Consider the following 26,912-nt stretch of genomic DNA (forward strand, 5'->3'; position numbering starts at 1 on the left):
ACGGTTGCAATGCTGAAGTTTTTGGGCGCCGCGATGCTGACTGTCCTTGCCACGCCCGCCGTCGCCGAGACGGTCGTCGTCACTGCCGACCACCTCGTCGATGTCGCCAAGGGCGTGACACTCGATGAGCCGGTGATCGTCATCATCGACGGCAAGATCGCCTCGGTCGTCACGCGCGGCGGTGCGCGGCCGGTGATCCCGGCCGATGCGAAACGCATCGATCTGCCGGGGCAGACGATCGTCCCCGGCCTGATCGACATGCACGTCCATCTCGATGCCGATGCGCGGATCAGCGGGTACAAGAGCCTCGAATATACCGACAGCTTCTGGCAGGCAGTCGGGGTGGCCAACGCCAAGCTGATGCTCGAAGCGGGCTTCACCACCGTGCGCAACGTCGGGTCGGACAATTACAACGACGTCGGACTGAAACAGGCCGTCGAGGCGGGTTATATCGCGGGGCCGCGCATCGTGCCGGCGACCTATGCGCTGGGTGCGACCGGGGGCCACTGCGATAATACCGAGGGCCTGCCGCCGAGCTTCGCCGCCGTCCCGCAACCCTCGGTCGCCGACGGTCCCGAAGGCTATCGCAAGCTGGTGCGAACGGTGCACAAATATGGCGCCGAGGCGATCAAGATCTGCGCGACCGGGGGCGTCCTCTCGCGCTCCGACGTGGCCGGCGCGCAGCAGATGACGCTGGCCGAAATGCAGGCGGTCGTGGCTGAGGCGCATATGCTGGGGATGAAAGTCGCCGCGCATGCGCATGGCACGGCGGGCATCAACGACGCGCTGCGGGCCGGGGTCGACACGATCGAGCATGCCAGCCTTGCCGATGTCGAAAGCTTCGCGCTCGCCAAGGAAAGGGGTGCGTGGTTCTCGATGGACATCTACGACGATGATTACATCCTCGCCGAAGGCGCCAAGAACGGCGTGTTCCCCGAAAGCCTTGAAAAAGAGCGCGTCATCGGCCGCAAGCAGCGCGAGACGTTCCGCGACGCGCACCGCGCGGGCGTGAAGATGGTGTTCGGCACCGACAATGGCGGCGTGTTTCCGGCGGGGCAGAACGCACTGCAGTTCGCCAAGATGGTCGAATGGGGAATGACCCCGATCGAAGCGATCCGGTCGGCGACAACCAATGCCGCCGAAGCGCTCGGGCGTCCGGGTCAGGTCGGCACAATCGCGCCGGGCGCCTGGGGCGACATTGTCGCGGTGCAGGGCGATCCGCTGGTCGACGTGAAGCTGCTCGAACGCCCGAGCGCCGTCATCAAGGGCGGCGTGCGGGTGAAGTGACGCGCCTAGGCGGCCACTTCGCCCTGGATCAGTAGCTGCTCAGCGGCTTTAGTAACAACGACGGGCTCGGGCTCGCCGATCTTGAGCGTGCCGGGCGACTTGTGGCGCAGATGGCCGTCTAGCGACGCGCCGTTTTCAATCGTGATAGTCTCATAATCGATGTCGCCGTTGATCTTGGCGGTGCGCTCGATCACGAGGTGGCGGACGACGACCTTGCCGTCGATCGTGCCGGTCAGCCGCGCGGTTTCGGCACGGACATTGCCGATGATCCGGCTTTCGGCGCCCTGCACGACGCTCGCGGCATCGACATCGCCTTCGACATGGCCATCGATGTGGAGATCGGCGGTCGCGCGGATATTGCCGGTGATCGTGACATCGGCGCCTAGCACCGAAAACATGCCGCGCTTGCCGTTGCCGGTCGCCGCCGGCGGCGCCGGGGGGGCTGGTACCGTGCCTGTGTCGCGACCGGTCTTGTTATTGAACATCGCTCAAACTCCCCCGCATGTGTGCCGGGCCGCGCGCCGCGCCCCGAATCGACGCCGTAACTAGCACATCGGCAGGCGGCGGGAGAGGCGCGACACCGTCAGGCAACGCGCATCAGCAACGGATTGTCGTTGGCGCTGCGCCACAGCAGTGGTCGCGCGACGAGGAAGGTCGCGAAGATCATCGGAATCGCCCCCATCGCGGCCAGCCAAGGCAGCGCGAGCAGATAGCCGACCAGCGCGAGGATCGACCCGAGCTGGACATGCGCCTGAATGCGCATCGTCTCGCGCGACGGCGCGGCGATGGCGAGCGCGAGACTCAAGATGTCGGCCATGAAGAAATAGCGGTCGTGCATCTTGGGCAACAGCCCCGCGACCAGCAGCGGTGCGAGCAGCGCGGCGCGCAGCAGCATTGCCCGCGAAAAATACCGCGCGGTCGCGCCGATCTGCGCAGCGTACCAGCCGGTTGCGCCGATGGCGGCGGCGGTCGCAAGCCCGATCAGCGGCGTCGTGATCCCGGCGAGCTGCGCGAACATCCAGATGTTGGGAGCATTGCGCGCGATGTCGTCGAACCACGCCGACTGGCGCAGGTAAATCGTCAGCAGATCGGCAACCGGCCAACCGCAGATCGCCGCCGGGGCAAGCGCGGTCGCAAAGGCGGCGGGGGCATAGAGCCAGTGCCGCACCGGCACTTGCCGCGCGATGACGATCGCCAGCACAAAGGGTGCGCCGAACATCGCCTGCGCCTTGATCGCGAACGCCAGGCCGCACCAAGCGAACATGCTGCGGTGGCGGCGCTCGATCGCGGCGGCGACGGCCATCACGCAGGGCGCGACATAGAGCGCATCGCACTGGCCAAGGATCGCGCCCGAGATCATGACGCTCGGCAGCACTGGCACGATCATCGCCCAGCGCGCGGCATGGACGACGTTCATGGCCTTGAGCAGCCGCCAGACCGACGCCGTGAGGATGAGCGTGCACAGGAACGACAGCAATTTGATGACGAGCGTGCCGGGGAGCACCGACGCCAGCGGGCTGAAGGCGGCGAGCAGATAGCCATAGGGCGGGGTGTAATTCCCGAACGGCTGCGCAAATGCCGCGACCGGGCCGACGGCGGCAATATGGCCGAGCCAGGGCAAGTTGTACGCGATCAGATCGCTCGTCGTGAGCTGGATCACCGCCACTTGCCAGCCAAGCGCGACGGCCCATGCAGCCGCCAGCACGCGGTTGCTGGGGTGTGGAGAGGCTGGAGTGATCTCGCCGTGATGCATCGGCGAGGGGATAGGGTGGGGATGGTTAGGATGGCGTGAAGGGGGTGCTTAAGGTCACGAAAGGCCCCGCCATTGCGGGCGGAAGCGTGACCTTAAGCGCGGGTGCTTCGCCACACGTGCAGGAGAGGGATTGGACGGTTGAAAGAGCGGAGAAGAACATAACATGAACTATGGGCGATGGAAAGTCCTTGCTTGATCCACCGATTCGCCAACCGCCCCGACGCAGGCTCATCGTAAGCTGCGCACAAACCACGATTGCTCTCGCGCAGCGACCGGCTACTAATGCCGCGGGAGCGGCGCGACGGGTCCAAAGCCCCACATCAATAACGGAGCAGCATGACCCCGCAGGAATTTCTCAGCAAATGGCGTCACGTCGAGCTCAAGGAGCGGTCGGCGTCGCAGAGCCATTTCAACGATCTGTGCGCGTTGCTCGGCGTGCTCGATCCCATCGCCGCCGATCCCAAAGGCGAATGGTTCGCGTTCGAGAAGGGCGCGACCAAGACCAGCGGGGGCGAGGGCTGGGCCGATGTGTGGCGCAAGGGCTGCTTCGCATGGGAGTATAAGGGGCCGCGCAAGGACCTCGACAAGGCGTTCAGCCAACTCCTGCAATATGCGGTCGCGCTGGAGAATCCGCCGCTGCTCATCGTGTCCGACATGGACCGCATCCGCATCCACACCAGCTGGACCAACACGGTGCAGGAGGTCCACGAGTTCGGCCTTGAAGACCTCCTCGACGGGCAGGTGCGCGAACGGCTGAGGCGCGCGTTCACCGATCCGGAGGATTTCAAGCCCAGCAAGACCCGCCAGGCGCTGACCGAGGAAACCGCGCGCGAATTTGCCGGCATCGCGCAGCGGCTGCGCGACCGGGGGCATGAAGCGCACAAGGTGGCGCATTTCGTCAACCAGCTCGTCTTCTGCATGTTTGCGGAAGATGTCGGCCTGCTGCCCGACAATCTGTTCACCAGGATGCTGGACTTGTGCCGCAGCGACCCGGAAAGCTTTGCCGACAATGCCAGCACATTGTTCGGCGCGATGGCGCGGCAGGGCGGCAAGGTGGGCTTCACCCGGATCGACTGGTTCAACGGCGGGCTGTTTGCCGACGATGCCGTGCTGCCGGTCAGCCGCGAGGATGTCGACGAGCTTTACCGCGCCGCGCTGCGCGACTGGTCGCAGATCGACCCGTCGATCCTCGGCACCCTGTTCGAGCGCGGGCTTGACCCGGCCAAGCGCAGCCAGCTTGGCGCGCATTACACCGACCGCGACAAGATCATGATGATCGTGAAGCCGGTAATCATCGATCCGCTGGAAGCCGAATGGGCCGAGGCGCTGGCGAAGATGACCGCGCTGGTGGAAAGCGCACCCAAGCGCACGGCGGAGCGGCTGCTGACCCCGGCAGAAAAGCGTCGCGCGGAGAAAGTGAAGCAGGATGCCGCCGCGATCCACAGCGCCTTCATCGAACGGCTGGTGAATTTTCGCGTGCTCGATCCGGCCTGCGGATCGGGCAATTTCCTCTATGTCGCACTGCGCGCGCTGAAGGATATCGAGCACCGCGCCAATCTGGATGCCGAGGCGCTGGGCCTGCCGCGCGGCTTTCCCCGCGTGGGGCCGGAATGCGTGCTGGGGATCGAGCTCAATCCCTATGCCGCCGAACTGGCGCGGGTGAGCGTGTGGATCGGCGAAATCCAGTGGATGCGGCGCAACGGGTTTGACGCGGCCAGAAATCCGATCCTGCGCAATCTGGAGACAATCGAGTGCCGCGATGCAGTTGTAAACCTAGACGGAAGCGAAGCTGAATGGCCGGATGCTGATGCTATAATTGGTAATCCCCCGTTCTTGGGCGGGAAAAGCATGAAGCGAACGCTCGGCGAAGATTCCACCGAACAGATTCGTGCGGCCTACGGTCATCGTCTCGCTGCATTTTCTGATCTTGTTTGCTATTGGATTGAAAAGGCGCGCGGTCTGATTGCGGAGGGCCGAACGCAAAGGTGCGGCTTCGTCGCAACCAAGGGCATCGCAAAGAACGCAAATTTACCTGTCATGCATCGCCTCACTGAGGATGCACAGATTTTTTATGCTTGGCAAAACGAACCTTGGGTGGTCGATGGCGCTGCCGTTCGCGTCGCAATTGTCTGCTTCGCAAAAAAAGGAACTGTTGGAGGCGAACTGCTGCTGGACGGCAAGTCAGTTGATGCCATCAACGCTAACCTCACATCAGGGCTAGATACGACTACAGTTGCTCGACTGAGTCAGAATGCAAACACCGTTTTTATCGGCGTACAGCAAAGCGGACCGCTGAGCGTATCTCATGCTCAGGCGATTGAGTGGATGCTCTTACCGACGAATGCCAATGGCGATGGCAACGCATCGGTGTTGGCCCCCTATGTCTCAACAGATGATGTAGTCGGACGTCCAACCGAGGAATTTCTAATCGACTTTCCCATTGGACTGAATGAGGCGGATGCTAGTCTCTACGAAGCGCCATTCGAATATCTCGCCAATGCACAATACGATCCGAATCGGGATGATAACCCAGTTAGCTTTTCAGAATATCGGAAAACATCACCGAGCCAAAATTCTGCGTGGTGGGAACCGCATAGATCGCGACCGTCTCTGCGTGAGGCACTTTTGGGAGCCGGTGATTACGTCGTTACTGCAGAAACCACCGAACATCGCATTTTCCGGTTTATGCGCGCAGGCACTGTGCCCGACAAAACTCTGTATTCATTCCCTTGGGCTGACTTCGTAGGCTTTGGCATACTGCAAAGTACAGTTCACGAGGCTTGGTCCACCTATTTCGGAAACCGGATTGGTGCGGGAAACCAACGTAGGTACAACGCATCATATGTGTATTTGACCTTCCCCTTCCCGGAGGGCCTGACGCCGAACATCCCCGCCGCCGCCTATGCCGATGATCCGCGCGCTCAGGCGATCGCCAAGGCGGCCGCGCGGCTCAACGAGCTGCGCGAAAACTGGCTCAATCCGCCCGATCTGGTAGAGCGCGTGCCCGAAGTGGTGCCCGGCTATCCCGACCGCATTCTACCCCGGGACGAAGAGGCGGCGAAGGAACTGGCGAAGCGCACGCTGACCAACCTCTATAACGCGCGGCCCGCATGGCTCGACCATGCCCACCGTGCGCTCGATGAAGCGGTGGCCGATGCCTATGGCTGGGGCGACGATTTCCGCGCCGGACGCCTGACCGACGATGAAATCCTCGCCCGGCTGTTCCGGCTCAATCAGGCGCGCGCCGCCGATCACGCGCGTTGACGTCAGCCTGTCGTTGCAGGGGCCTGTCGTTGCGGGCCAACCCCCATTGACGCCCCACCGCCTCCCCGCTATGGGCACCGCTGCTTCGCGGGAGATGCGTCTCCTGCTTGCTGCTTGAACATTGCCGGATGCGCGCACGAAGGGCCCTGGCGGTCGCAAGACCCCCAACGCGGTCCCTTTTTTCTTTGGGGCGATATCGCTCCACGGGCCGTGCGCGGGACGGCAAAGTAACCGCCGGGTATGCCGGTAACATAAAGGTGAAGGGCTTCATGCCGACGATTAACCAGCTGGTCCGCATGGGCCGCGATCCGCAGAAGGCCAAGTCAAAGGTCCCTGCGATGGATGCGAACCCGCAGAAGCGCGGCGTTTGCACGCGTGTGTATACCACGACCCCGAAGAAGCCGAACTCGGCGCTGCGCAAGGTGGCCAAGGTCCGCCTGACCAACAGCCGCGAAGTGATCAGCTACATCCCCGGCGAAGGCCACAACCTGCAGGAGCACTCGGTGGTGCTGATCCGCGGCGGGCGTGTGCGCGACCTTCCCGGTGTGCGCTATCACGTGCTGCGCGGCGTGCTCGACACGCAGGGCGTCAAGGATCGCCGCCAGTCGCGGTCGAAGTACGGCGCCAAGCGTCCGAAGTAATCATGCCGGGGGCCGTTCGCCGGCCCTCGTACCAGTAACGGAAGTAAGCCCCGGACGGGTTCCGGACCAGGCTGAAGCGCAAAGGAAGAAATTATGTCGCGTCGTCGTCGTCCCGAAAAGCGGGAAATCCTGCCTGATCCCAAGTTCGGGGATGAGGTGCTGTCGAAGTTCATGAATTCGGTGATGCTCGACGGCAAGAAGTCGGTCGCCGAAGGCATCGTCTATGGTGCGCTCGAAACCATCGAAGCGCGCGCGAAGAAGGACCCGCTCGGCGTGTTCCATGACGCGCTTGTCAATGTGAAGCCGGGCATCGAAGTGCGCAGCCGCCGTGTCGGTGGTGCGACCTATCAGGTGCCGGTCGAAGTTCGCCCCGAGCGTGCGCAGGCACTGGCGATCCGCTGGCTGATCGCCGCGGCGCGCAACCGCAGCGAGCACACCATGGCCGGGCGCCTGTCGGGCGAGCTGATGGACGCCGCCAATAACCGCGGCAATGCGGTCAAGAAGCGCGAAGACACCCACCGCATGGCCGAGGCCAACCGCGCGTTCAGCCATTATCGCTGGTAACGCTGGCGCTGGGTATTCGGTGCTGCTAAGGGCGCCGCTGCTGGTCGGTGGCGCCCTTGGGCTTTCGCCGCTCGGTTAACGATCCTATATTCGGTAAGGCGGCCGGGGTTTGTGCCTCGGCCTCTTCCACATCTCCAAGGAACCACGTCATGGCCCGCAGCCATCCGCTCGAACGCTATCGCAACATCGGCATCATGGCCCACATCGATGCCGGCAAGACGACGACGACCGAGCGCATCCTCTATTACACCGGCAAGTCCTACAAGATCGGCGAAGTGCATGAAGGCACCGCGACGATGGACTGGATGGAGCAGGAGCAGGAGCGCGGGATCACCATCACGTCGGCAGCGACGACCTGCTTCTGGCGCGCCGAAGAAGGCAAGGGTGAAGAGCACCGCATCAACATCATCGACACCCCCGGCCACGTCGACTTCACGATCGAAGTCGAGCGTTCGCTGCGCGTACTCGACGGCGCGGTCGCCTGCTTCGACGGCGTGGCGGGCGTGGAGCCGCAGTCGGAAACGGTGTGGCGTCAGGCGGACAAGTACAAGGTGCCGCGGATGTGCTTCATCAACAAGCTCGACCGCACCGGCGCCGATTTCTATTTCTGCGTCAATTCGATCATCGACCGCCTCGGCGCGCGTCCGGCAGTGCTGTATCTGCCGATCGGCATCGAAGGCGACTTCAAGGGTCTGGTCGATCTGGTCGAGAACCGCGCGATCATCTGGCTTGAAGAATCGCTGGGTGCGAAGTTCGAATATCAGGACGTGCCTGCCGACCTCGTCGAGAAGACCGCGCAATATCGCAGCGAGCTGATCGAAATGGCCGTCGAGCAAGACGACGCGCTGATGGAAGCCTATCTCGAAGGCAATGAGCCGAGCGTCGCCGATCTCAAGCGGCTGATCCGCAAGGGGACGCTGGAAATGGCGTTCGTGCCGGTGCTTTGCGGCTCGGCTTTCAAGAACAAGGGCGTGCAGCCGCTGCTCGACGCGGTCATCGATTATCTGCCGTCGCCGCTCGACGTGCCGGCGATCAAGGGCGTCAAGCTCGACGGCGAAACGCCGGACGAGCGCCCCTCGTCGGACACCGAGCCCTTCTCGGCGCTGGCGTTCAAGATCATGAACGACCCGTTCGTGGGCACGCTCACCTTCGCGCGCATCTATTCGGGCAAGCTCGAAAGCGCCTCGACCGTAATGAACTCGGTCAAGGACAAGAAGGAAAAGGTCGGCCGCATGCTGCTCATGCATGCGAACAGCCGCGAGGACATTCAGGAAGCCTTTGCCGGCGACATCGTCGCGCTGGCGGGTTTGAAGGACACGACCACCGGCGACACGCTGTGCGCGCAGGCGGCGCCGATCATCCTCGAGCGGATGGAGTTCCCGGAGCCCGTGATCGAGCTGTCGGTCGAACCCAAGACCAAGGCCGACCAGGAAAAGATGGGCGTCGCGCTCAACCGCCTCGCGCGCGAGGATCCGTCGTTCCGCGTCAGCTCGGACGCCGAAAGCGGCCAGACGATCATCAAGGGGATGGGCGAACTCCACCTCGAAATCATCGTCGATCGCATGAAGCGCGAGTTCAAGGTCGAGGCCAATGTCGGCGCGCCGCAGGTGGCGTATCGCGAATATCTCGCCAAGCCGGTCGAGCTGACCTACACGCACAAGAAGCAGTCGGGCGGTTCGGGCCAGTTCGGCGAAGTGCGCGTGCAGGTAAAGCCGGGCGAGCGTGGTTCGGGCTTCCAGTTCTTCGACGAAGTGAAGGGCGGCAACATCCCGCGCGAATACATCCCGTCGGTGGAAAAGGGCATGCGCGAAGCCGCCGAGAGCGGTCACCTGATCGGCTTCCCGATCATCGACTTCGAGGTGCATCTGGTCGACGGCAAGTATCACGACGTCGACTCGTCGGCGCTGGCGTTCGAAATCTGCGCCCGGGGCGCGATGCGCGAAGTGGCGGCGAAGGCCGGCATCAAGCTGCTCGAGCCGATCATGAAGGTCGAAGTCGTGACGCCGGAGGATTATCTCGGCGACGTGATCGGCGACATGAACTCGCGGCGCGGCCAGATTCAGGGCACCGACAGCCGCGGCAACGCGCAGACCGTCGAAGCGATGGTCCCGCTTGCCAACATGTTCGGCTACGTCAACCAGCTGCGCTCGTTCACGCAGGGCCGTGCGCAGTACAGCATGCAGTTCTCGCACTATGACGAAGTGCCGCAGAATGTGGCTGACGAAGTCAAGGCGAAGATGGCCTGATCTCGCATTTGTCACGAAACTACCGTTGACCCGGCCGCTCCCGCGTTCATAAACGTGCGGAGCGTTTGGGGGGCGGTGCGTGAAGCGGATCGTGCTGATAGTGTCGTTGCTATGCGCTGGCGGATGCAGCGCATCAGCGGACTCTGCCCAAGGGGCAGCGGCGGCGAATGCGGCCACGCCGTCTGCTCAAGCGGCACCGAAGCCCGCAGCCGCGCCAGCTACCAAACCTGTAGCGGCCACTGCGCCCGCAGTCGTTTTGCGACCTGGCGTGACGATCGTCACTGCTGCTGCCGAGGCGGAGGGCGATTACGAATCGTTCAAGCGGGTCGTGGCGGTCGAGGGCGATGGGGGCTATCAACTCAGCTACACCCAGCGGCAGCGCGGGCGCGTGAAGACGATCGGCCGCCGTGTGACCGGTGCCGATGCCAATAACGGTCGCTATTACAAGGCCCGCTTCTGGGAAGGCGATCCCGAAACGATCGCCGGATCGACCGCGATTGGGCTATCGCGCGCGGTGTTCGGCGAGCTGAAGGCTGGGAAATCGGCGACTGTCCGCTTCGATTATGGCGGGTCGATCCGCGACGTGACGCTGCGGCTCGCGCCCAACCCGACACGCAGCTTTGCGGTGCTGATCGGTGATCGATCGGTGATGCTGCCCGTGATCGATGTCATCGGCGGCAGCGGGACTGACACTGTCCACGGGCTGTTCCTCGACGATCCGGCCAATCCGCTGATGCTCAACCTTGCGATCGGGGCGAATGCCGAGGCGCAGGTGCGGGTCGTGCGGATCGACGATCCACAGGCGACCGGTGCGGCGCTGGCGCGCGCGCTGGCACAGCAGGGCGCACGCGCAGAGCTGCCCGGCATCTATTTCGAGACGGCCAAGGCGACCTTGCTCCCGCAATCGCGCGCGGCGATTGATGCGGCGGCCGGCGTGCTGCGCGCCAATCCCGGCTGGCGGCTGGCGATTGAGGGGCATACCGACGCGATTGGTGGCGACGGCGCCAATCTGGCGCTGTCGCGGGCGCGGGCGGAGGCCGTGCTGCGTGCGCTGGCCGAGGCCGGTTTCGATGCGGGCCGTTTCACCGCCACAGGGTTTGGCGAGGCGCGGCCCCGCGCCCCTAACGACACGATCGAAGGGCGCGCCGCCAACCGGCGTGTCGAACTTCTCCGCTTGCCTTGATGGAACGAGACCACATGATGAAACAGCTGACGATCGTGATTGCAGCACTCGCGCTGGCGGCATGCGGCAGCGGCGACAAGACCGAGCGGACGATCACGACTCCCGATGGTTCGACCATCAAGGTCGAGCAGAAGGACGGCGAGGACTCGGCCAAGATCACTTCGACCACCAATGACGGCACCGCGACGATCACCACTGGCAGCGGCGGGCAATGGCCCGCGAATCTCGCCGATTACGCGCCCGCCTATCCCGGCGGTGAAGTCGGCGCGAGCTTTTCGGGCAGCTCGAAGGACGGCGCGGGCGGCATGGTGACCTTTACCACCAGCGATTCGCCGGAGAAGGTGATCGAATTCTACAAGGCGCGCGCAGCGTCAGCGGGGCTGACCGATGTGTCCAACATGGACATCAACGGCGCCAAGATGTTCGGTGCAAGGGACGAAAAAACCGGGCGTTCGCTGTCGATCCAGGCAAGTATCGCCGATGGCAAGACGACGGCTGCCGTCACTTATGGTGCCGAGAAGAAATAGCCGCGCAGGATTGCCGCATAAATACTGGACAAGCGCGGTAGGCGTCGCCATATCGCGCCCGTGCCGGTCGTCGAGTCCGGGGCGATTTTCGCTCTAGCCAACCCGGCACGCTTGGGTTAAAGGCCCCGCTTCATCGCCGGCCCGTGTCAGGGCCGGTGGTTTTCGTTTGGGGTTCGGCCCTCGCCAAGACGGCGCGGTTCCCTGATCCAGAAGTTTGAAGACGGGTTTATTCGCGCCGCGTGCCCGGCGGCGGTTCGGTTTGATAGACAGAGGAAGAAATGGCGAAAGCAAAGTTCGATCGGAGCAAACCGCACCTGAACATCGGCACCATCGGCCACGTCGACCACGGCAAGACGTCGCTGACGGCGGCGATCACCAAGGTGCTGTCCGAGGAAGGTCTCTCGGAAAAGGTTGACTTCGAAAACATCGACAAGGCTCCCGAAGAGCGCGAGCGCGGCATCACGATCTCGACCGCGCACGTCGAGTATGAGACCAAGAACCGCCACTATGCGCACGTCGATTGCCCCGGCCACGCCGACTATGTGAAGAACATGATCACCGGCGCCGCGCAGATGGACGGTGCGATCCTGGTGGTCGCAGCGACCGACGGCCCGATGCCGCAGACGAAGGAGCACATCCTGCTCGCGCGTCAGGTCGGCGTGCCGACGATGGTCGTGTTCCTGAACAAGGTCGATCTGGTCGACGACGAGGAAATCCTCGAGCTGGTTGAGCTGGAAATCCGTGAGGAACTGTCGAAGCGCGACTTTGACGGCGACAATATTCCGATCATTCGTGGTTCGGCAACGGCGGCGCTCAACGGCACCGACGAGAAGCTGGGCAAGGAAGCGATCCTCGCGCTGATGGCCGCGGTCGACGAATCGATCCCGCAGCCCGATCGTCCGCTCGACAAGCCGTTCATGATGCCGATCGAAGACGTGTTCTCGATCTCGGGTCGCGGCACCGTCGTCACCGGTCGTGTCGAAACCGGCGTGGTCAAGGTCGGCGAGGAAGTCGAAATCGTCGGCATCCAGGAAACCACCCGCAAGACCGTCGTCACCGGCGTCGAAATGTTCCGCAAGCTGCTCGATCAGGGCCAGGCCGGCGACAACATTGGCGCGCTGATCCGCGGCGTTGCCCGTGACGAAGTCGAGCGTGGCCAGGTTCTCGCCAAGCCGGGTTCGATCAAACCGCACACCGACTTCCAGTCGGAAGTGTACGTGCTGTCGAAGGACGAAGGTGGCCGTCACACGCCGTTCTTCGCCAACTATCGTCCGCAGTTCTACTTCCGCACGACGGACGTCACCGGCACGGTCGAGCTGCCCGAGGGCACCGAAATGGTCATGCCCGGCGACAACATCGCGCTCGGCGTCAAGCTGATCGCGCCGATCGCCATGGACGTCGGCCAGCGCTTCACCATCCGTGAGGGTGGCCGCACCGTCGGTGCAGGCGTCGTCAGCACGATCCTGAAGTAAGCTTGCAAAAAAATGTGCCGCCCGGGCCTCGACGAGGGGCCCGGGCGGTTGCATTTTAATAGAGGCATCGTTACTGCGCCGCCTCCTGTTCTGTTTTAAAAGTCAAAGCCCGGCAACGGGCCCGCTCTTTCGCATCGGTAGGGACCAAGGTTCGTCTTATGGACAGCAATATCCGCATTCGCCTGAAGGCGTTTGATCATCGCGTGCTCGATCAGGCGACCGGCGATATCGCCGACACCGCCCGCCGCACCGGCGCGCTCATCCGTGGTCCCATCCCGTTGCCTACCCGCATCGAGAAGTTCACGGTCAACCGTGGCCCCCACATCGACAAGAAGTCGCGCGAGCAGTTCGAAGTGCGCACCTACAAGCGCATGCTCGACATCGTGCAGCCGACGCCGCAGACGGTCGACGCGCTGATGAAGCTCGATCTCGCGGCAGGCGTTGACGTGGAGATCAAGCTGGCGTAATGGCGCCGCTTCCTGACCGGATTCAAGGATTCGCGCTGCCCCTGCATTGGGGGTTCCTGGCCTCCGGCACTGCCGGTTCGAAGGAAGCAAAAGCGCACCAAGGTTGAGAGCCACTGGCTCCACACATAAGGGATACCGCCGGGCATGCCCGGGCTGCGTCCCCCGTCGCGCCCGGGCAACCGGGCACCAGCCCGGGACGGGGCTCGCATCGATTTATGGGCTGATACGCCCGCCGCGGATTGTCCGGGGCGGGCCTCTGTATTGAAGGAGCATGGTCATGCGCACTGGCGTGATCGCGAAGAAAATGGGGATGACCCGCTTGTTCCAGGACGATGGTCGGCACGTGCCGGTCACCGTTCTCCAGCTCGAGAAGCTGCAGGTTGTCGCGCGCCGCGAGACCGAGCGTGACGGCTATGTCGCGCTTCAGCTCGGCGCAGGCACGGCGAAGGCGAAGAACGTCGCCAAGCCGCAGCGTGGCCACTTCGGCAAGGCCGAAGTCGAGCCCAAGGCGAAGCTCGCCGAGTTCCGCGTGTCGGAAGACGCGCTGCTCGACGTTGGTGCCGAAATCGGCGCCGACCATTTCATTCCCGGCCAATATGTCGACGTCCAGGGCTACACGCAGGGCAAGGGCTTTGCCGGCGCGATGAAGCGCTGGGGCTTCGGCGGCTTGCGCGCGACGCACGGCGTGTCGGTCTCGCACCGCTCGCACGGCTCGACCGGCAACCGTCAGGACCCGGGCAAGGTCTTCAAGAACAAGAAGATGGCGGGTCACATGGGCGACCGCCAGCGCACGCAGCAGAATCTGGAAATCGTGTCGACCGACGTCGAGCGCGGCCTCATCTTCATCAAGGGCTCGGTGCCCGGATCGAAGGGCGGCTGGCTGATCGTCAAGGACGCAGTGAAGATCGCGCGTCCGGCGGAAGCGCCGTACCCCGCTGCGCTCAAGTCCGCCGCCAACAGCAACCAGGCTGCCGACACGCCCGCCGAAGACACGGCAGCGGTCGACACCACCGACGGCCAGGAGGGCTGAGCGTCATGAAGATTCAGATCTCCACTCTCGCCGACGGCTTTGTGGCCGGCAAGGACGAGCTCGACCTGTCGGACGATGTGTTCGGTCTCGAGCCGCGTGCCGACATCCTGCACCGCGTCGTCACCTGGCAACTCGAAAAGCGTCGCGGCACCGCCCGCGGCACTCGTGAGCGTGCCGATGTCGCGCGCACCGGCAAGAAGTTCGGTCGCCAGAAGGGCGGCGGTACCGCCCGTCACGGTGATCGCCGCGCGCCGGTGTTCATCGGCGGTGGTAAGGCGCACGGCGCCCGCGTCCGCGACTTCAACCCGTCGCTCAACAAGAAGGTGCGCGCGCTCGGCCTGAAGATGGCGCTGTCGGCAAAGGCCCGCGAGGGCAAGCTGGTCGTGCTCGACACGCTGGTGGTCGACAATGCCAAGACCGCAGTGCTCGCCAAGAGCTTCGAAGCGACCGGCTCGAAGCGCGCGCTCGTCATCGACGGCGACATGGTTGAATCGAGCTTCGCGCTCGCCGCTGGCAACATCCGCGCGATCGACGTGCTGCCGGCCGCCGGCGCCAACGTCTACGACATTCTTAAAGCCGACACGCTGGTGCTCAGCCGCGCCGCGGTCGAAAAGCTGGAGGCGCGCTTCAATGGCTAAGAAGGCGAAGGCAGCCGTTGATACGCGTCATTACGACGTGATCGTGGCGCCGCACATCACCGAAAAGGCAACGCTGCTGAGCGAGCACAACGCGGTTGTGTTCAAGGTGGCGGGCGATGCGACCAAGCCCGAGATCAAGGCCGCCGTGGAAGCGCTGTTCGACGTGAACGTCACCGGCGTCAACACGATGGTGCAAAAGGGCAAGACCAAGAAGTGGAAGGGCAAGCCCTACACGCGGTCTGACGTGAAGAAAGCGATCGTGACCCTGAAAGACGGGCAGTCGATCGATGTGACGACGGGGATCTGAGGGTCATGGCACTCAAGCATTACAACCCGACCAGCCCGGCACGCCGTGGCCTGATCCTTGTCGACCGTTCGGGTCTGCACAAGGGCGGCCCGGTGAAGGCGCTGACCGAAGGCAAGCGCAAGACCGGTGGCCGCAACAACAAGGGCCATGTCACCTCGCGTGGTATCGCCGGTGGTCACAAGCAGCGTTATCGCCTGGTCGATTTCAAGCGCCGCCTGTGGGATGTCGAAGGCACGGTCGAGCGGATCGAATATGATCCCAACCGCACGGCCTTCATCGCGCTCGTCAACTATGGCGCCGATGAAGAAGGCAAGGACCGGCTGGCGTACATCATCGCGCCGCAGCGTCTGGCCGTCGGCGACAAGGTGATCGCAGGCAAGAAGACCGACGTGAAGCCGGGCAACGCGATGGAGCTCGGCCAGATGCCGGTCGGCACCATCATTCACAACGTCGAGATGAAGCCCGGCAAGGGCGGTCAGCTCGCGCGCTCGGCCGGCACCTATGTGCAGGTCGTCGGTCGCGACAAGGGCATGGTGATGATCCGCCTCAACTCGGGCGAGCAGCGCTATATCCGCAGCGATTGCATGGGCACGGTGGGCGCGGTGTCGAACCCCGACAACGCCAACACCAATCTGGCGAAGGCCGGCCGCAATCGCTGGCTCGGCAAGCGCCCGCTGACGCGCGGCGTGGCCAAGAACCCGGTCGACCACCCGCACGGCGGTGGCGAAGGCCGGACCTCGGGCGGTCGCCATCCGGTGACCCCGTGGGGCAAGCCGACCAAGGGTGCGCGCACCCGCCACAACAAGGCGACGGACAAGATGATCATCCGCTCGCGCCACGCGAAGAAGAAGGGCTAAACGCACATGGCTCGTTCCGTCTGGAAGGGTCCGTTCGTGGACCTCCACCTGCTGAAGAAGGCGCAGACCGCGCAGGAATCGGGCGCGCGCGCACCGATCAAGACCTGGTCGCGCCGTTCGACGATCCTGCCCGACTTCGTCGGCCTGACGTTCAACGTCTACAACGGTCGCAAGTTCGTGCCGGTTTCGGTCAACGAAGACATGGTCGGCATGAAGCTCGGCGAATTCGCGCCGACCCGCTTCTTCCCGGGCCATGCTGCCGACAAGAAGGGCAAGCGCTGATGGGCAAGCAAGCAGCTCCGCGCCGCGTGGCCGCCAATGAGGCGCTGTCGGTCGGCACCCAGATCCGTGGTTCGGCGCAGAAGCTGAACCTCGTCGCGGGCCTGATCCGCGGCAAGAAGGCGGGTGACGCAATGAACATCCTGCAGTTCTCGACCAAGGCGATGGCCGTCGAGGCACGCAAGGTGCTCGCGTCGGCGATCGCCAATGCGGAAAACAACCACAATCTCGACGTCGACGCGCTCGTCGTCGCCGAAGCAAGCGTGGGCAAGGGCATCGTGATGAAGCGCTTCGCCACGCGCGGCCGCGGCAAGTCGACCCGCATCCTCAAGCCGTTCTCGCGGCTGCGGATCGTGGTGCGTGAACAGCAGGAAGAAGCATAATGGGTCAGAAATCCAATCCCATTGGTCTGCGCCTGCAGATCAACCGCACCTGGGACAGCCGCTGGTATGCCGACGGCGCCGACTATGGTCGCCTGCTGCTCGAAGACCTGCGCATCCGCGAATTCATCATGAAGACGCTGCCGCAGGCGGCGATTTCGAAGGTGGTGATCGATCGGCCGGCGAAGCTGTGCCGCATCTCGATCTTCGCTGCACGCCCCGGCGTGATCATCGGCAAGAAGGGCGCCGACATCGAAAAGCTTCGCAAGAAGCTCGCTTCGATGACCTCGTCGGACGTGTCGCTGAACATCGTCGAAATCCGCAAGCCGGAAATCGACGCCAAGCTCGTCGCGCAGGGCATTGCCGATCAGCTCGAGCGTCGTATCGCTTTCCGCCGCGCGATGAAGCGTGCAGTGCAGTCGGCGATGCGGCTGGGTGCCGAAGGCATCCGGATCAATTGCGGCGGTCGCCTCGGCGGCGCCGAAATCGCGCGCTCGGAATGGTATCGCGAAGGTCGCGTGCCGCTCCACACACTACGCGCGAACGTCGATTACGCCGAAGCGCAGGCCCACACCGCTTATGGTGTGTGCGGCGTGAAGGTGTGGATCTTCAAGGGCGAAATTCTGGGTCACGACCCGATGGCGCAAGACCGGCTGATGATGGAAGCGCAGACTTCCGGCGTCCGCCCGGCCCGTTGATAGCGCTTCGCTGAGGAATCTGAGCAATGTTGCAGCCAAAAAAGACCAAGTTCCGCAAGGCCTTCAAGGGCCGCATCCATGGCAAGGCCACGGGTGGATCGGACCTCAACTTCGGCTCCTATGGGCTGAAGGCGATGGAGCCCGACCGGATCACCGCGCGCCAGATCGAAGCGGCGCGCCGCGCGATCACGCGTCACATCAAGCGCCAGGGTCGCCTCTGGATCCGCGTGTTCCCCGACGTGCCGGTGTCGTCGAAGCCTGCCGAAGTCCGCATGGGCTCGGGCAAGGGTTCGCCCGAATTCTGGGCAGCGCGGGTGAAGCCGGGCCGCATCCTGTTCGAACTTGACGGCGTGCCGGGTCCGGTTGCCGCCGTCGCTTTCGAGCGCGCGGCAATGAAGCTGCCGATCAAGGTCAAGGTTGTCGCCCGCCTCGGCGATACCTCGCATCTGGAAGGTTGAGGGCGATGAGCAAGAACAAGAACACGGTTGCCGACCTGCGCACCAAGAGCGACGACCAGATGACCGAGCAGCTCGGACAGCTGAAGCGCGAAGCGTTCAACCTGCGTTTCCAGGCGGCGACCAGTCAGCTCGAGAAGCCGGCGCGCGTCAAGGAAGTCCGCCGCAGCATCGCGCGCATCAAGACCCTGCAGGCCGAGCGCGCACGCTCGGCCGCGAAGTGAGGATTTAGACATGCCGAAGCGCGTGCTGACCGGACAGATCGTGTCCGACAAGGGCAACAAGACGGTGGTGGTGAATGTCGAGCGCAAGGTGAAGCACCCGCTCTACGGCAAGATCATCCGTCGCTCGAAGAAGTACCACGCCCATGACGAGGGCAATGAATACAAGGCTGGCGAAGTCGTGCGGATCGAAGAGACCGCGCCGATCAGCAAGCTGAAGACCTGGAAGGTGATCGAGCGGGTCAACACCCATGCGACGCCCGAGCGAGTCGACGTCGACGCATAAGCGCTGGCGCTAGTTTAGGCGGGGCTCGGTCGGAAACCGACCCCAAGGTGAAGAAGGAACCGGATCGATGATCCAGATGCAGTCCAATCTCGAGGTCGCTGACAACAGCGGCGCGAAGCGGGTGCAGTGCATCAAGGTGCTGGGCGGCTCGAAGCGTCGCACGGCCGGTGTGGGCGACATCATCGTCGTCAGCATCAAGGAAGCACAGCCCCGCGGCAAGGTGAAGAAGGGCGACGTGCACCGCGCCGTCATCGTGCGCACGGCGAAGGACATTCGCCGCGCCGATGGCTCGGTGATCCGTTTCGACACCAACGCCGCCGTGCTGGTCAACAAGAACGAGGAGCCGATCGGTACCCGTATCTTCGGGCCGGTCGTGCGCGAACTTCGTGGCAAGAAGCACATGAAGATCATCAGCCTTGCGCCGGAGGTGCTGTAATGGCCGCCGCAAAGATCAAGAAGGGTGACACCGTCGTCGTCCTGTCCGGCAAGGACAAGGGCAAGACCGGCGAAGTCACGCGCGCCATGCCGAAGGACGGCAAGGTCGTCGTGTCGGGCGTGAACATCGCGACCCGCCACAAGAAGCCGAGCCAGACCGACCCGCAGGGCGGTCTCGACAAGTTCGAAGCGCCGCTCCACGTCTCGAAGGTCGCGCTTGCCGACCCCAAGACCGGCGCACCCACCCGCGTCCGCTTCGAAGAGCGCGACGGCAAGAAGGTCCGCGTGGCCGTGAAGTCGGGGGAGGTCGTCAATGGCTGATGTTTATGTGCCCCGGATGAAGGCGCTCTATGATGCGTCGATCGTCAAGGCGATGACCGAGAAGTTCGGTTACAAGAACCACATGGAAGTGCCCAGGATCGAGAAGATCGTCCTGAACATGGGTGTGGGCGAAGCGACGCAGGACAAGAAGAAGGTCGAGCAGGCCGCGGCTGAAATGGAGCTGATCGCGGGGCAGAAGCCCGTCGTGACGCGCGCCAAGAAGTCGATCGCGCAGTTCAAGCTGCGCGAAGGCATGCCGATCGGCTGCAAGGTGACGCTGCGTCGTGAGCGGATGTACGAGTTTCTCGACCGCTTCATCACGATCGCACTGCCGCGCGTGCGCGACTTTCGCGGTCTGAACCCCAAGTCGTTCGACGGGCGCGGCAACTATGCCTGTGGCCTTAAGGAACAGCTGATCTTCCCGGAAATCAGCTACGACAAGGTCGACAAGATCCGCGGCATGGACGTGATCGTCACGACCACGGCCAAGACCGACGAGGAAGCGCGCGAACTGCTCCGGCTGTTCGGCTTCCCGTTCCCGATCGAAGCAGCCGAGAAGAAGGCCGCATAATTGCAATTGGCGACCGGTTACGTGGTCGATGAAGGAAAAGAAGAGAGCTTAAGTCCATGGCGAAACTGAGTTCGATCAACAAGAATGAGCGTCGCAAGAAGCTGGTGAAGAAATACGCCGGCCGCTATGCGAAGCTGAAGGCGATCGCGAATGACAAGGCGCTCGACGATACCGAGCGGCTGATCGCGCGCCTGAAGCTGGCCGAAGTGCCGCGCAACGGCAACCCGACGCGCATTCGCAACCGGTGCGAGCTGACCGGCCGCCCGCGCGCCTATTACCGCAAGTTCCGCCTCTGCCGCGTGCAGCTCCGCGAACTGGCCAATAAGGGCCTGATTCCCGGCGTCACGAAGTCGAGCTGGTAAGGACGAGATATGGCATTGACCGACCCCATTGGTGACATGCTCACCCGCATCCGCAACGGCCAGCGCGCGCGCAAGGACAGCGTCCTGTCGCCGGCGTCGAAGCTGCGCGTCCGCGTGCTCGACGTGCTTCAGCGCGAAGGCTATATCCGCGGCTATTCCGAGGAAGAGATGGGCCCTGCCAAGGGTATCCGCATCGAACTCAAATATTTCGAGGGCCAGCCCGCGATCAAGCATGTCGCGCGCGTGTCGAAGCCCGGTCGCCGGGTCTATTCGGGCGCGCAGGATCTGCCGCGCGTGATGAACGGCCTGGGCATCACCATCGTGTCGACGCCGCGTGGCGTTCTGTCGGACGCCGAAGCGCGCGACCAGAACGTCGGTGGCGAAGTGCTGGCGGAGGTATTCTGATGAGCCGCATTGGTAAGAAAGCCGTGCCGATCCCCGCGGGCGTGACCGCGACGATCGACGGCGGGCAGATTTCGGTGAAGGGGCCCAAGGGCACCCTGTCCATGCCGCTGTTCGACGACATCGCCTATGCGCTGGAAGACGGCGCGATTTCGGTGAAGCCGGCGAACGACAGCAAGCGCGCGCGCGCCTTCTGGGGCATGCAGCGGACGATGGTGCAGAACCTGGTTACCGGCGTGACCGAGGGCTTCACCAAGGTGCTGGAGATCACCGGCGTCGGCTATCGCGCCGCGTCGCAGGGTCGCAACCTGAACCTGCAGCTCGGCTATAGCCACCACGTCAACTTCGCGATCCCGGAAGGCATCGAGATCAAGACGCCCGACCAGACCACGGTCGAGATTTCGGGCATCGACAAGCAGAAGGTTGGCCAGGTGGCTGCGGAAATCCGTCGCTGGCGCAAGCCCGAGCCGTACAAGGGCAAGGGCATCAAGTATCGCGGCGAGTTCATCTTCCGCAAGGAAGGGAAGAAGAAGTGATGTCGACCAAGGGAATGTCTCTGTTCGAGAAGCGGCGCCGCCGCAACCGCACCGCGCTGCGTGCGCGGAGCGCGGGACGTCCGCGGCTGTCGGTGCACCGCTCGGGCAAGCACATCTATGCGCAGGTGATCGACGACGCCGAAGGGCGGACGATCGCATCGGCCTCGACGCTGGAAAAGGACGTGCGCGGCACGTCGGGCGCGAACATCGACGCGGCGACGCTGGTCGGCAAGCGGGTTGCCGAAGCGGCCAAGCAGGCGGGTGTCACTCGGGTCGTGTTCGACCGTGGCGGCTTCCTGTTCCATGGTCGCGTGAAGGCGCTGGCGGAAGCCGCGCGCGAAGCCGGGTTGGAGTTCTAAGATGGTCGATGAGATGATGAACACCGGCACCGAGGGTGCTGGCGACGCACCGCAGGGCCGTGGTCCGCGCGGCGGGCGTGGTCGTGGCGGCCCCGGCGGCGGCAACCGCGATGGTCGCGGTCGCGAAGGCCGTGGCGGTCGCGACAACCGTGGCGGTCGTGGTGGTCCCGGCGAAGAGCAGGGCGAAGAGCTGATCGAAAAGCTCGTCCACATCAACCGCGTGTCGAAAACGGTGAAGGGCGGCAAGCGCTTCGGCTTTGCAGCGCTCGTCGTCGTCGGCGATGGCAAGGGCCGGGTCGGCTTCGGCCATGGCAAGGCGCGCGAAGTGCCCGAAGCGATCAGCAAGGCGACCGCATCGGCCAAGAAGGCGATGGTTCGCGTGCCGCTGAAGGAAGGCCGCACGCTGCATCACGACGGCAACGGTCATTTCGGTGCCGGCCGCGTGACGCTGCGCTCGGCGCCGCAGGGCACCGGCATCATCGCCGGTGGTCCGATGCGCGCCGTGTTCGAATCGCTCGGCGTGGCCGATGTGGTGACCAAGTCGGTCGGCACGTCGAACCCCTATAACATGATCCGCGCAACCTTTGAGGCGCTGACGACGCAGACCAGCCCGAAGGCCGTGGCGCAGCGTCGCGGCAAGAAGATTGCCGACCTGCTCGGCCGCGGTGGCTCGCAGACCGCCGAGGCGGATGCGATGGCGATTGTGGAGTAACCAGCAATGGCAACGATCAAGATCACGCAGACGGGTTCGCCCATCCGCCGCACCAGCGATCAGCGCGCGACGCTGATCGGCCTTGGCCTTAACAAGCTGCATCGCACGAGCGAGCTCGAGGATACTCCCGAAGTCCGGGGCATGATCCGCAAGGTCCGTCACATGGTGCAGGTGGAGGGGTAAGCCCCTCTCACTTCCTTCTAGCCCTCTCCCGCACGCGGGAGAGGGCAAAGAAATCAGCGCGACAAAAGCGAAAGCGAGTGCAACGACATGAAACTGAACGAACTCCGCGATAACGAAGGTGCCCGCAAGGGCCGGATGCGCGTCGGCCGTGGTATCGGCTCGGGCAAGGGCAAGACCTCGGGCCGTGGCCAGAAGGGCCAGAAGAGCCGCGAAGGGGTGAGCATCGCCGGCTTCGAAGGCGGCCAGATGCCGCTCCACATGCGGCTGCCGAAGCGCGGCTTCAACAACATCTTCGCCAAGGATTATGCCGAGGTGAACCTGGGCGCGATCCAGAAGGCGGTCGATGCAGGCAAGCTCGCGACTGACGGCATCGTCGATCATGCCGCGCTGAAGGCGGCGGATCTTGCGCGTGGCGGCAAGGACGGTGTGCGCCTGCTCGGCAAGGGTGCGCTGACCACCAAGCTGAGCTTCAAGGTTGCCGGCGCGTCGAAGGGCGCGATCGAAGCAGTCGAGAAGCTGGGCGGCGCGGTCGAAGTGATCCACGTCGTGCCTGCGAATGAGAAGGCCGAAGCCAAGAAGTATAGCAAGAGCCGCTACAAGCCCGCTGCCAAGGGCTGAACGGCACGATCGAACGGCGGGGGCAACCCCGCCGTTTCGCGTTCGGGTCCGTTTCGCCGCGCGGCATTAGACAAGCAGCGCGGCGCCCCTATATGAGCGATTGAGGCGGGCAGTGCGCCGCCGCGATTACCGGGACGATTGACACCAATGGCATCTGCAGCCGATCGAATGAGCTCCAGCATCAGCCTCGCGAAATTCGCGCAGGCGACCGAACTCCGCAAGCGCCTGTGGTTCACGATCGGCGCGCTGATCGTTTTCCGGCTGTTGAGCTATGTGCCGCTGCCCGGCATCGATCCGACCGCGCTCGGGCTGCTCGGCCAGCAGACGACCGGCGGTGTGCTCGACCTGTTCAACAATTTCTCGGGCGGGGCGCTCAAGCGCATGAGCCTGATCGCGCTGGGCGTGACGCCGTATATTTCCGCGTCGATCGCGATCCAGCTGGCGACCTCGCTGTCGCCCACGCTGGCTGCGATCAAGAAGGAAGGCGAAAGCGGACGCAAGCGGCTGAACCAGTATACGCGCTATGGCACGGTCGCGCTGACGATCATCCAGGGCTATTTCATTGCTGCCGGGCTCGAAACCTTCGGCGCCGCGCAGGGCGTGGCGGCGGTGATCGAGCCGGGGATCATGTTCCGCATTGGCGCGGTGATCTCGCTGCTGGGCGGCACGATGTTCCTGATGTGGCTGGGCGAGCAGATCACCAGCCGCGGCATCGGCAACGGCATTTCGCTGATCATCATGGCCGGTATCGTCGCCAACCTGCCGTCGACGCTGTACAATCTGGCGCAGACGGCGCGGACCGGCGGCGGCAGCGTCACCGACTTCACCGTCGTGCTGATCGCGTTTGCGGTGGGCGGGCTGATCCTGTTCATCTGCTTCATGGAGCGCGCCCAGCGCCGCATCCTGATCCAGTACCCCAAGCGTCAGACGCGCACCGGCATGCAGGCCGACCGCAGCCACTTGCCGCTCAAGATCAATACCGCCGGCGTCATCCCGCCGATCTTCGCCTCGACCCTGCTGACGATCCCGCTGACGATCACGCAGTTCGCGGGCAAGAATGTGTCGGGCGATACGCTGTGGGGCAGCACGATCATCGCGCTCAACCAGTATCTGCAGCACGGATCAGTGCTGTTCATGACGCTCTACGGGCTCGGCATTGTCTTCTTCTCGTTCTTCTACACGGCCATCGTGTTCAATCCGGAAGAAACGGCCGACAATCTGAAGCGCTATGGCGGGTTCATTCCGGGCATCCGGCCGGGCAAGAACACCGAGCTTTATTTCGATTATGTGCTGACGCGCATCACCGTGATTGGTGCGGCCTATCTGGCGATCATCTGCTTGCTGCCGGAATATCTGGTGTCGGCGCTCAGCATTCCCTTCTATCTGGGCGGCACGAGCCTGCTGATCGTCGTCAACGTGACGATGGATACGGTAACGCAGATCCAGAGCCACTTGCTGGCGCACCAATATGGTGATTTGATCAAGAAAGCGAAGCTGAAGGGCGGTCGACTGCGCTAAGCGCGAGCGGCGAAGAGAGAGGATGCGGGCTTGAACATCATCTTGCTGGGGCCGCCCGGGGCGGGCAAGGGTACCCAGGCGGGCCGTCTGCAGGCCGAGCATGGCATGGTGCAGCTCTCGACGGGCGACATGTTGCGCGATGCCCGCAAGGCCGAAACGCCGCTCGGCGCCCAGGTCGCGGCAGTGATGGATTCGGGCGCGCTGGTATCGGACGAGATCGTCTCGGCGCTGATCGACGAAAAGCTGGGCGGGCTCACGTCCGATCAGGGCGTGATCTTCGACGGCTATCCACGCACGGCGGCGCAAGCGGCATCGCTCGACACGCTGCTCGCCGACCACGGCCGCACGCTCGATTATGTGATCGAACTCGACGTCGATGAAGATGCGCTGGTCGAACGCATCGTCGGGCGTTTTTCGTGCGCGCGGTGCGGGACAAATTATCACGACAGCTTCAACCGGCCCAAGGTGGACGGCGTGTGCGACGTCTGCGGATCGACCGAGTTCAAGCGCCGCGCCGACGACAATGCCGAAACGGTGCGCAAGCGCATGGCCGAATATCGCGCCAAGACGGCGCCGATCCTTCCGATCTATGACGCGCGCGGGTTGGTGCGTCATGTCGACGGCATGGCCGATATTGCGCATGTCAGCGCCGCGATCGAAGCGATCCTTGCCCCAGCTGCCTGATTGCGCCTAAATCCGGCTCGTGCTGCGCGACATCGCGCGGTTGGTAAAGGCCGATTCCGTTGACGACCCGCGCCGAGATCCTAGCCGAAATGGACGCCATCGAGGCGGTCGCGCGACGGCTGGCGCAAGTCGCTGATCGACGCGACGCGGCGCGCAAACAGGATCTGGTTGCTGCCCGCCGCGAGCTTGCGATGCGGATGATGAAGGTGATGACGGTCGGTGAGGATTACCCCCCGATCCGGCGCAACGAGCCGCTCTATGCCGAGCTTCGCCAGCGTTTGAGCGTGCTGCGGACAGCGATTGCCGATCATCAGGCGCAATGGTCGGCGGTGGCAATCGATAGCGATGATGCTGCCTATATCGCCTCGTCGGCGGCGGTGCAGGCCGAAGGGCGCGCCTTCATGGGCTGGGTACGGCAGGTCGTCGAGGCCTTGCCCGAGTAGCATTGGCGGTGCTTGGCGCGGGCGGTGCCACGCGATAGGCTGGGCGCAAAAGGGGACGTTGCCATGCGCTGGTATCGGGCATTGATCATGGGTTTTGCGGTGGCTGCGGCGCCTGCATCGGCGGAGGTGGTTCAGGCCAGTCCGGCAGGTTTCGAAACCGCCCAGAGCGTGACGGTCGACAAACCGATCGGCGAGGTCTGGCTGATGCTGCGCAGCCCGAACAAATGGTGGGACAAGGAGCACACCTATTCGGGTGACAGCGCCAATCTCTACCTCGACCCGCAGGCGACCGGCTGCTTCTGCGAAAAGCTGCCGGGCAAGGGCAGCGTTGAACATGGTCATGTGGTCTATGTCGAAGCGCCGCGTGCGCTGCGGCTCCACGGGGCGCTGGGGCCGCTGCAAGTCGAAGGGGTCAGCGGGGCGCTGACTTTCGTCCTCGAGCCCGAGGGGGATGGCGCGACGCGCGTGAAGCTCAGCTATGTCGTCGGCGGCTATATCCGCAGCGGTGCCGAAACGGTGGCGCCGCTGGTCGACAAGGTGCTCGGCATTCAGCTCGTGCGACTGAAGGCCGCAGCCGAGGCAGCACCGCCGCCCGACACCGGCGAGGCCAAGCCGGGCAAATAGCGCGGGCCGCGAACTGCCCGCCAAAATGGCGCATCGCGCGCTTGACACAGTGATTTTGCAGCCCTAGATGGCCCATCTTCCGAAACACCGGGGACCGGCGGCGTATCTTGGCGCGCGCCGGTATCGTGCGTTAGTCGGACTGAACGCGATGAGATGGGGTCGGTGCAGCCATGCCTGACCCTGTGGAGCAGGAGAACAGATTACATGGCACGTATTGCGGGCGTCAACATCCCGACCAACAAGCGCGTCGTTATCGCGCTGACCTATATCCATGGCATTGGCCCGCACAAGGCCAAGCAGATCACCGAAAAGCTCGGCATCGACACCACGCGCCGCGTGCAGGACCTGACCGATCAGGAAGTGCTGCAGATCCGCGAGACGATCGACGCCGATCACACCGTCGAGGGCGATCTTCGCCGCGAGACGTCGGTCAACATCAAGCGCCTGATGGACCTGGCCTGCTATCGCGGGCTGCGCCATCGCAAGGGGCTGCCGGTGCGCGGCCAGCGCACGCACACCAACGCGCGCACCCGCAAGGGCAAGGCCAAGCCGATCGCGGGCAAGAAAAAGTAAGAAATTCGTCCTCGGG

At 63.9% G+C, this 26,912-nt stretch carries 36 protein-coding genes; 34 read left to right on the forward strand and 2 right to left on the reverse strand.

Annotation, left to right across the window (positions count from 1 at the left end):
• The first annotated feature begins 9 nt into the window (after positions 1 to 9).
• A complete protein-coding gene (locus AX672_RS13360; RefSeq protein ID WP_066652106.1) occupies positions 10 to 1,287 on the forward strand; it encodes a Xaa-Pro dipeptidase in 1,278 nt (425 codons plus the stop codon).
• A 5-nt stretch (positions 1,288 to 1,292) separates the two neighbouring features.
• Here the strand turns inward: AX672_RS13360 and AX672_RS13365 are convergent, their stop codons facing one another.
• Positions 1,293 to 1,772, reverse strand: coding sequence for a bactofilin family protein (locus tag AX672_RS13365; protein WP_082730554.1), 480 nt, complete (start codon positions 1,770 to 1,772; stop codon positions 1,293 to 1,295).
• A 98-nt stretch (positions 1,773 to 1,870) separates the two neighbouring features.
• Positions 1,871 to 3,040 (reverse strand): hypothetical protein, encoded by a 1,170-nt coding sequence (locus AX672_RS13370; RefSeq protein WP_168727483.1) that lies wholly within the window; start codon positions 3,038 to 3,040, stop codon positions 1,871 to 1,873.
• 336 nt (positions 3,041 to 3,376) lie between these two features.
• Between AX672_RS13370 and AX672_RS13375 the strand changes: the two genes are divergently transcribed.
• From AX672_RS13375 to rpsM, 33 genes are all read left to right on the forward strand, one after another.
• Positions 3,377 to 6,304: a class I SAM-dependent DNA methyltransferase gene (locus AX672_RS13375; RefSeq protein WP_066652110.1), complete on the forward strand. Its 2,928-nt coding sequence runs from the start codon at positions 3,377 to 3,379 to the stop codon at positions 6,302 to 6,304.
• Positions 6,305 to 6,573: 269 nt separating this feature from the next.
• Positions 6,574 to 6,945: a 30S ribosomal protein S12 gene (gene rpsL / locus AX672_RS13380; RefSeq protein ID WP_066652188.1), complete on the forward strand. Its 372-nt coding sequence runs from the start codon at positions 6,574 to 6,576 to the stop codon at positions 6,943 to 6,945.
• Positions 6,946 to 7,038: 93 nt separating this feature from the next.
• On the forward strand, positions 7,039 to 7,509 hold the full coding sequence (rpsG, locus tag AX672_RS13385; RefSeq protein WP_066652112.1) for a 30S ribosomal protein S7: 471 nt from the start codon (positions 7,039 to 7,041) through the stop codon (positions 7,507 to 7,509).
• 149 nt (positions 7,510 to 7,658) lie between these two features.
• The gene (gene fusA, locus AX672_RS13390; protein WP_066652114.1) at positions 7,659 to 9,755 is read left to right on the forward strand and encodes an elongation factor G; all 2,097 of its coding nucleotides are present in this window, start codon (positions 7,659 to 7,661) and stop codon (positions 9,753 to 9,755) included.
• A gap of 268 nt (positions 9,756 to 10,023) precedes the next feature.
• Positions 10,024 to 10,938 (forward strand): OmpA family protein, encoded by a 915-nt coding sequence (locus tag AX672_RS13395; protein ID WP_066652115.1) that lies wholly within the window; start codon positions 10,024 to 10,026, stop codon positions 10,936 to 10,938.
• 17 nt (positions 10,939 to 10,955) lie between these two features.
• The gene (locus tag AX672_RS13400; RefSeq protein ID WP_168727484.1) at positions 10,956 to 11,465 is read left to right on the forward strand and encodes a hypothetical protein; all 510 of its coding nucleotides are present in this window, start codon (positions 10,956 to 10,958) and stop codon (positions 11,463 to 11,465) included.
• Positions 11,466 to 11,743: 278 nt separating this feature from the next.
• Positions 11,744 to 12,937 carry an elongation factor Tu gene (gene tuf / locus AX672_RS13405; protein WP_066652117.1) on the forward strand — a complete coding sequence of 398 codons (1,194 nt, stop codon included), beginning with the start codon at positions 11,744 to 11,746 and terminating at the stop codon, positions 12,935 to 12,937.
• 158 nt (positions 12,938 to 13,095) lie between these two features.
• Entirely contained in the window at positions 13,096 to 13,404 is a 309-nt protein-coding gene (gene rpsJ, locus AX672_RS13410) for a 30S ribosomal protein S10 (RefSeq protein WP_007406109.1), read from the forward strand.
• A 277-nt stretch (positions 13,405 to 13,681) separates the two neighbouring features.
• A complete protein-coding gene (rplC, locus tag AX672_RS13415) occupies positions 13,682 to 14,434 on the forward strand; it encodes a 50S ribosomal protein L3 (RefSeq protein ID WP_066652189.1) in 753 nt (250 codons plus the stop codon).
• A gap of 5 nt (positions 14,435 to 14,439) precedes the next feature.
• Positions 14,440 to 15,072, forward strand: coding sequence for a 50S ribosomal protein L4 (gene rplD / locus AX672_RS13420; protein WP_066652118.1), 633 nt, complete (start codon positions 14,440 to 14,442; stop codon positions 15,070 to 15,072).
• Entirely contained in the window at positions 15,065 to 15,379 is a 315-nt protein-coding gene (locus tag AX672_RS13425) for a 50S ribosomal protein L23 (RefSeq protein WP_066652119.1), read from the forward strand. Before rplD ends, AX672_RS13425 begins: the two co-directional genes overlap by 8 nt.
• A gap of 5 nt (positions 15,380 to 15,384) precedes the next feature.
• Entirely contained in the window at positions 15,385 to 16,236 is an 852-nt protein-coding gene (gene rplB / locus AX672_RS13430; protein WP_066652121.1) for a 50S ribosomal protein L2, read from the forward strand.
• 6 nt (positions 16,237 to 16,242) lie between these two features.
• On the forward strand, positions 16,243 to 16,518 hold the full coding sequence (gene rpsS / locus AX672_RS13435) for a 30S ribosomal protein S19 (RefSeq protein WP_066652123.1): 276 nt from the start codon (positions 16,243 to 16,245) through the stop codon (positions 16,516 to 16,518).
• The gene (rplV, locus tag AX672_RS13440; protein WP_066652125.1) at positions 16,518 to 16,898 is read left to right on the forward strand and encodes a 50S ribosomal protein L22; all 381 of its coding nucleotides are present in this window, start codon (positions 16,518 to 16,520) and stop codon (positions 16,896 to 16,898) included. Before rpsS ends, rplV begins: the two co-directional genes overlap by 1 nt.
• A complete protein-coding gene (gene rpsC, locus AX672_RS13445; protein WP_066652127.1) occupies positions 16,898 to 17,593 on the forward strand; it encodes a 30S ribosomal protein S3 in 696 nt (231 codons plus the stop codon). Before rplV ends, rpsC begins: the two co-directional genes overlap by 1 nt.
• A gap of 26 nt (positions 17,594 to 17,619) precedes the next feature.
• Complete coding sequence (gene rplP / locus AX672_RS13450; protein WP_066652128.1) at positions 17,620 to 18,051, forward strand: 50S ribosomal protein L16; 432 nt, start codon at positions 17,620 to 17,622, stop codon at positions 18,049 to 18,051.
• Between the two features lie 5 nt (positions 18,052 to 18,056).
• Positions 18,057 to 18,272 (forward strand): 50S ribosomal protein L29, encoded by a 216-nt coding sequence (rpmC, locus tag AX672_RS13455; RefSeq protein ID WP_066652129.1) that lies wholly within the window; start codon positions 18,057 to 18,059, stop codon positions 18,270 to 18,272.
• Between the two features lie 10 nt (positions 18,273 to 18,282).
• Entirely contained in the window at positions 18,283 to 18,555 is a 273-nt protein-coding gene (gene rpsQ / locus AX672_RS13460; protein WP_066652131.1) for a 30S ribosomal protein S17, read from the forward strand.
• A gap of 67 nt (positions 18,556 to 18,622) precedes the next feature.
• Complete coding sequence (rplN, locus tag AX672_RS13465; RefSeq protein WP_066652133.1) at positions 18,623 to 18,991, forward strand: 50S ribosomal protein L14; 369 nt, start codon at positions 18,623 to 18,625, stop codon at positions 18,989 to 18,991.
• The gene (gene rplX / locus AX672_RS13470) at positions 18,991 to 19,311 is read left to right on the forward strand and encodes a 50S ribosomal protein L24 (RefSeq protein ID WP_066652135.1); all 321 of its coding nucleotides are present in this window, start codon (positions 18,991 to 18,993) and stop codon (positions 19,309 to 19,311) included. Before rplN ends, rplX begins: the two co-directional genes overlap by 1 nt.
• Entirely contained in the window at positions 19,304 to 19,882 is a 579-nt protein-coding gene (gene rplE, locus AX672_RS13475) for a 50S ribosomal protein L5 (protein WP_066652136.1), read from the forward strand. Before rplX ends, rplE begins: the two co-directional genes overlap by 8 nt.
• A 56-nt stretch (positions 19,883 to 19,938) precedes the next feature.
• Positions 19,939 to 20,244, forward strand: a complete 306-nt coding sequence (gene rpsN / locus AX672_RS13480) for a 30S ribosomal protein S14 (RefSeq protein ID WP_066652138.1) — start codon at positions 19,939 to 19,941, stop codon at positions 20,242 to 20,244.
• A 9-nt stretch (positions 20,245 to 20,253) separates the two neighbouring features.
• Complete coding sequence (gene rpsH / locus AX672_RS13485; protein WP_066652140.1) at positions 20,254 to 20,649, forward strand: 30S ribosomal protein S8; 396 nt, start codon at positions 20,254 to 20,256, stop codon at positions 20,647 to 20,649.
• Positions 20,649 to 21,182 carry a 50S ribosomal protein L6 gene (rplF, locus tag AX672_RS13490; RefSeq protein ID WP_066652141.1) on the forward strand — a complete coding sequence of 178 codons (534 nt, stop codon included), beginning with the start codon at positions 20,649 to 20,651 and terminating at the stop codon, positions 21,180 to 21,182. Before rpsH ends, rplF begins: the two co-directional genes overlap by 1 nt.
• Complete coding sequence (gene rplR / locus AX672_RS13495) at positions 21,182 to 21,541, forward strand: 50S ribosomal protein L18 (RefSeq protein ID WP_066652142.1); 360 nt, start codon at positions 21,182 to 21,184, stop codon at positions 21,539 to 21,541. Before rplF ends, rplR begins: the two co-directional genes overlap by 1 nt.
• Before the next feature lies 1 nt (position 21,542).
• Entirely contained in the window at positions 21,543 to 22,253 is a 711-nt protein-coding gene (gene rpsE, locus AX672_RS13500) for a 30S ribosomal protein S5 (RefSeq protein WP_066652143.1), read from the forward strand.
• Positions 22,254 to 22,259: 6 nt separating this feature from the next.
• Positions 22,260 to 22,436, forward strand: coding sequence for a 50S ribosomal protein L30 (gene rpmD / locus AX672_RS13505; protein WP_066652148.1), 177 nt, complete (start codon positions 22,260 to 22,262; stop codon positions 22,434 to 22,436).
• 87 nt (positions 22,437 to 22,523) lie between these two features.
• Positions 22,524 to 23,054 (forward strand): 50S ribosomal protein L15, encoded by a 531-nt coding sequence (gene rplO, locus AX672_RS13510; protein WP_066652156.1) that lies wholly within the window; start codon positions 22,524 to 22,526, stop codon positions 23,052 to 23,054.
• A gap of 147 nt (positions 23,055 to 23,201) precedes the next feature.
• Positions 23,202 to 24,572, forward strand: coding sequence for a preprotein translocase subunit SecY (secY, locus tag AX672_RS13515; protein ID WP_066652158.1), 1,371 nt, complete (start codon positions 23,202 to 23,204; stop codon positions 24,570 to 24,572).
• Between the two features lie 30 nt (positions 24,573 to 24,602).
• Positions 24,603 to 25,256 carry an adenylate kinase gene (locus AX672_RS13520; protein WP_066652160.1) on the forward strand — a complete coding sequence of 218 codons (654 nt, stop codon included), beginning with the start codon at positions 24,603 to 24,605 and terminating at the stop codon, positions 25,254 to 25,256.
• Positions 25,257 to 25,315: 59 nt separating this feature from the next.
• Positions 25,316 to 25,699 carry a hypothetical protein gene (locus AX672_RS13525; protein WP_202189335.1) on the forward strand — a complete coding sequence of 128 codons (384 nt, stop codon included), beginning with the start codon at positions 25,316 to 25,318 and terminating at the stop codon, positions 25,697 to 25,699.
• Between the two features lie 63 nt (positions 25,700 to 25,762).
• The gene (locus tag AX672_RS13530) at positions 25,763 to 26,323 is read left to right on the forward strand and encodes a hypothetical protein (RefSeq protein WP_066652164.1); all 561 of its coding nucleotides are present in this window, start codon (positions 25,763 to 25,765) and stop codon (positions 26,321 to 26,323) included.
• A gap of 204 nt (positions 26,324 to 26,527) precedes the next feature.
• Entirely contained in the window at positions 26,528 to 26,896 is a 369-nt protein-coding gene (gene rpsM / locus AX672_RS13535) for a 30S ribosomal protein S13 (protein WP_066652166.1), read from the forward strand.
• Positions 26,897 to 26,912 lie beyond the last annotated feature (16 nt).

The organism is Sphingomonas sp. CCH10-B3 (assembly GCF_001556185.1).
GTDB lineage: Bacteria > Pseudomonadota > Alphaproteobacteria > Sphingomonadales > Sphingomonadaceae > Sphingomonas > Sphingomonas aquatica.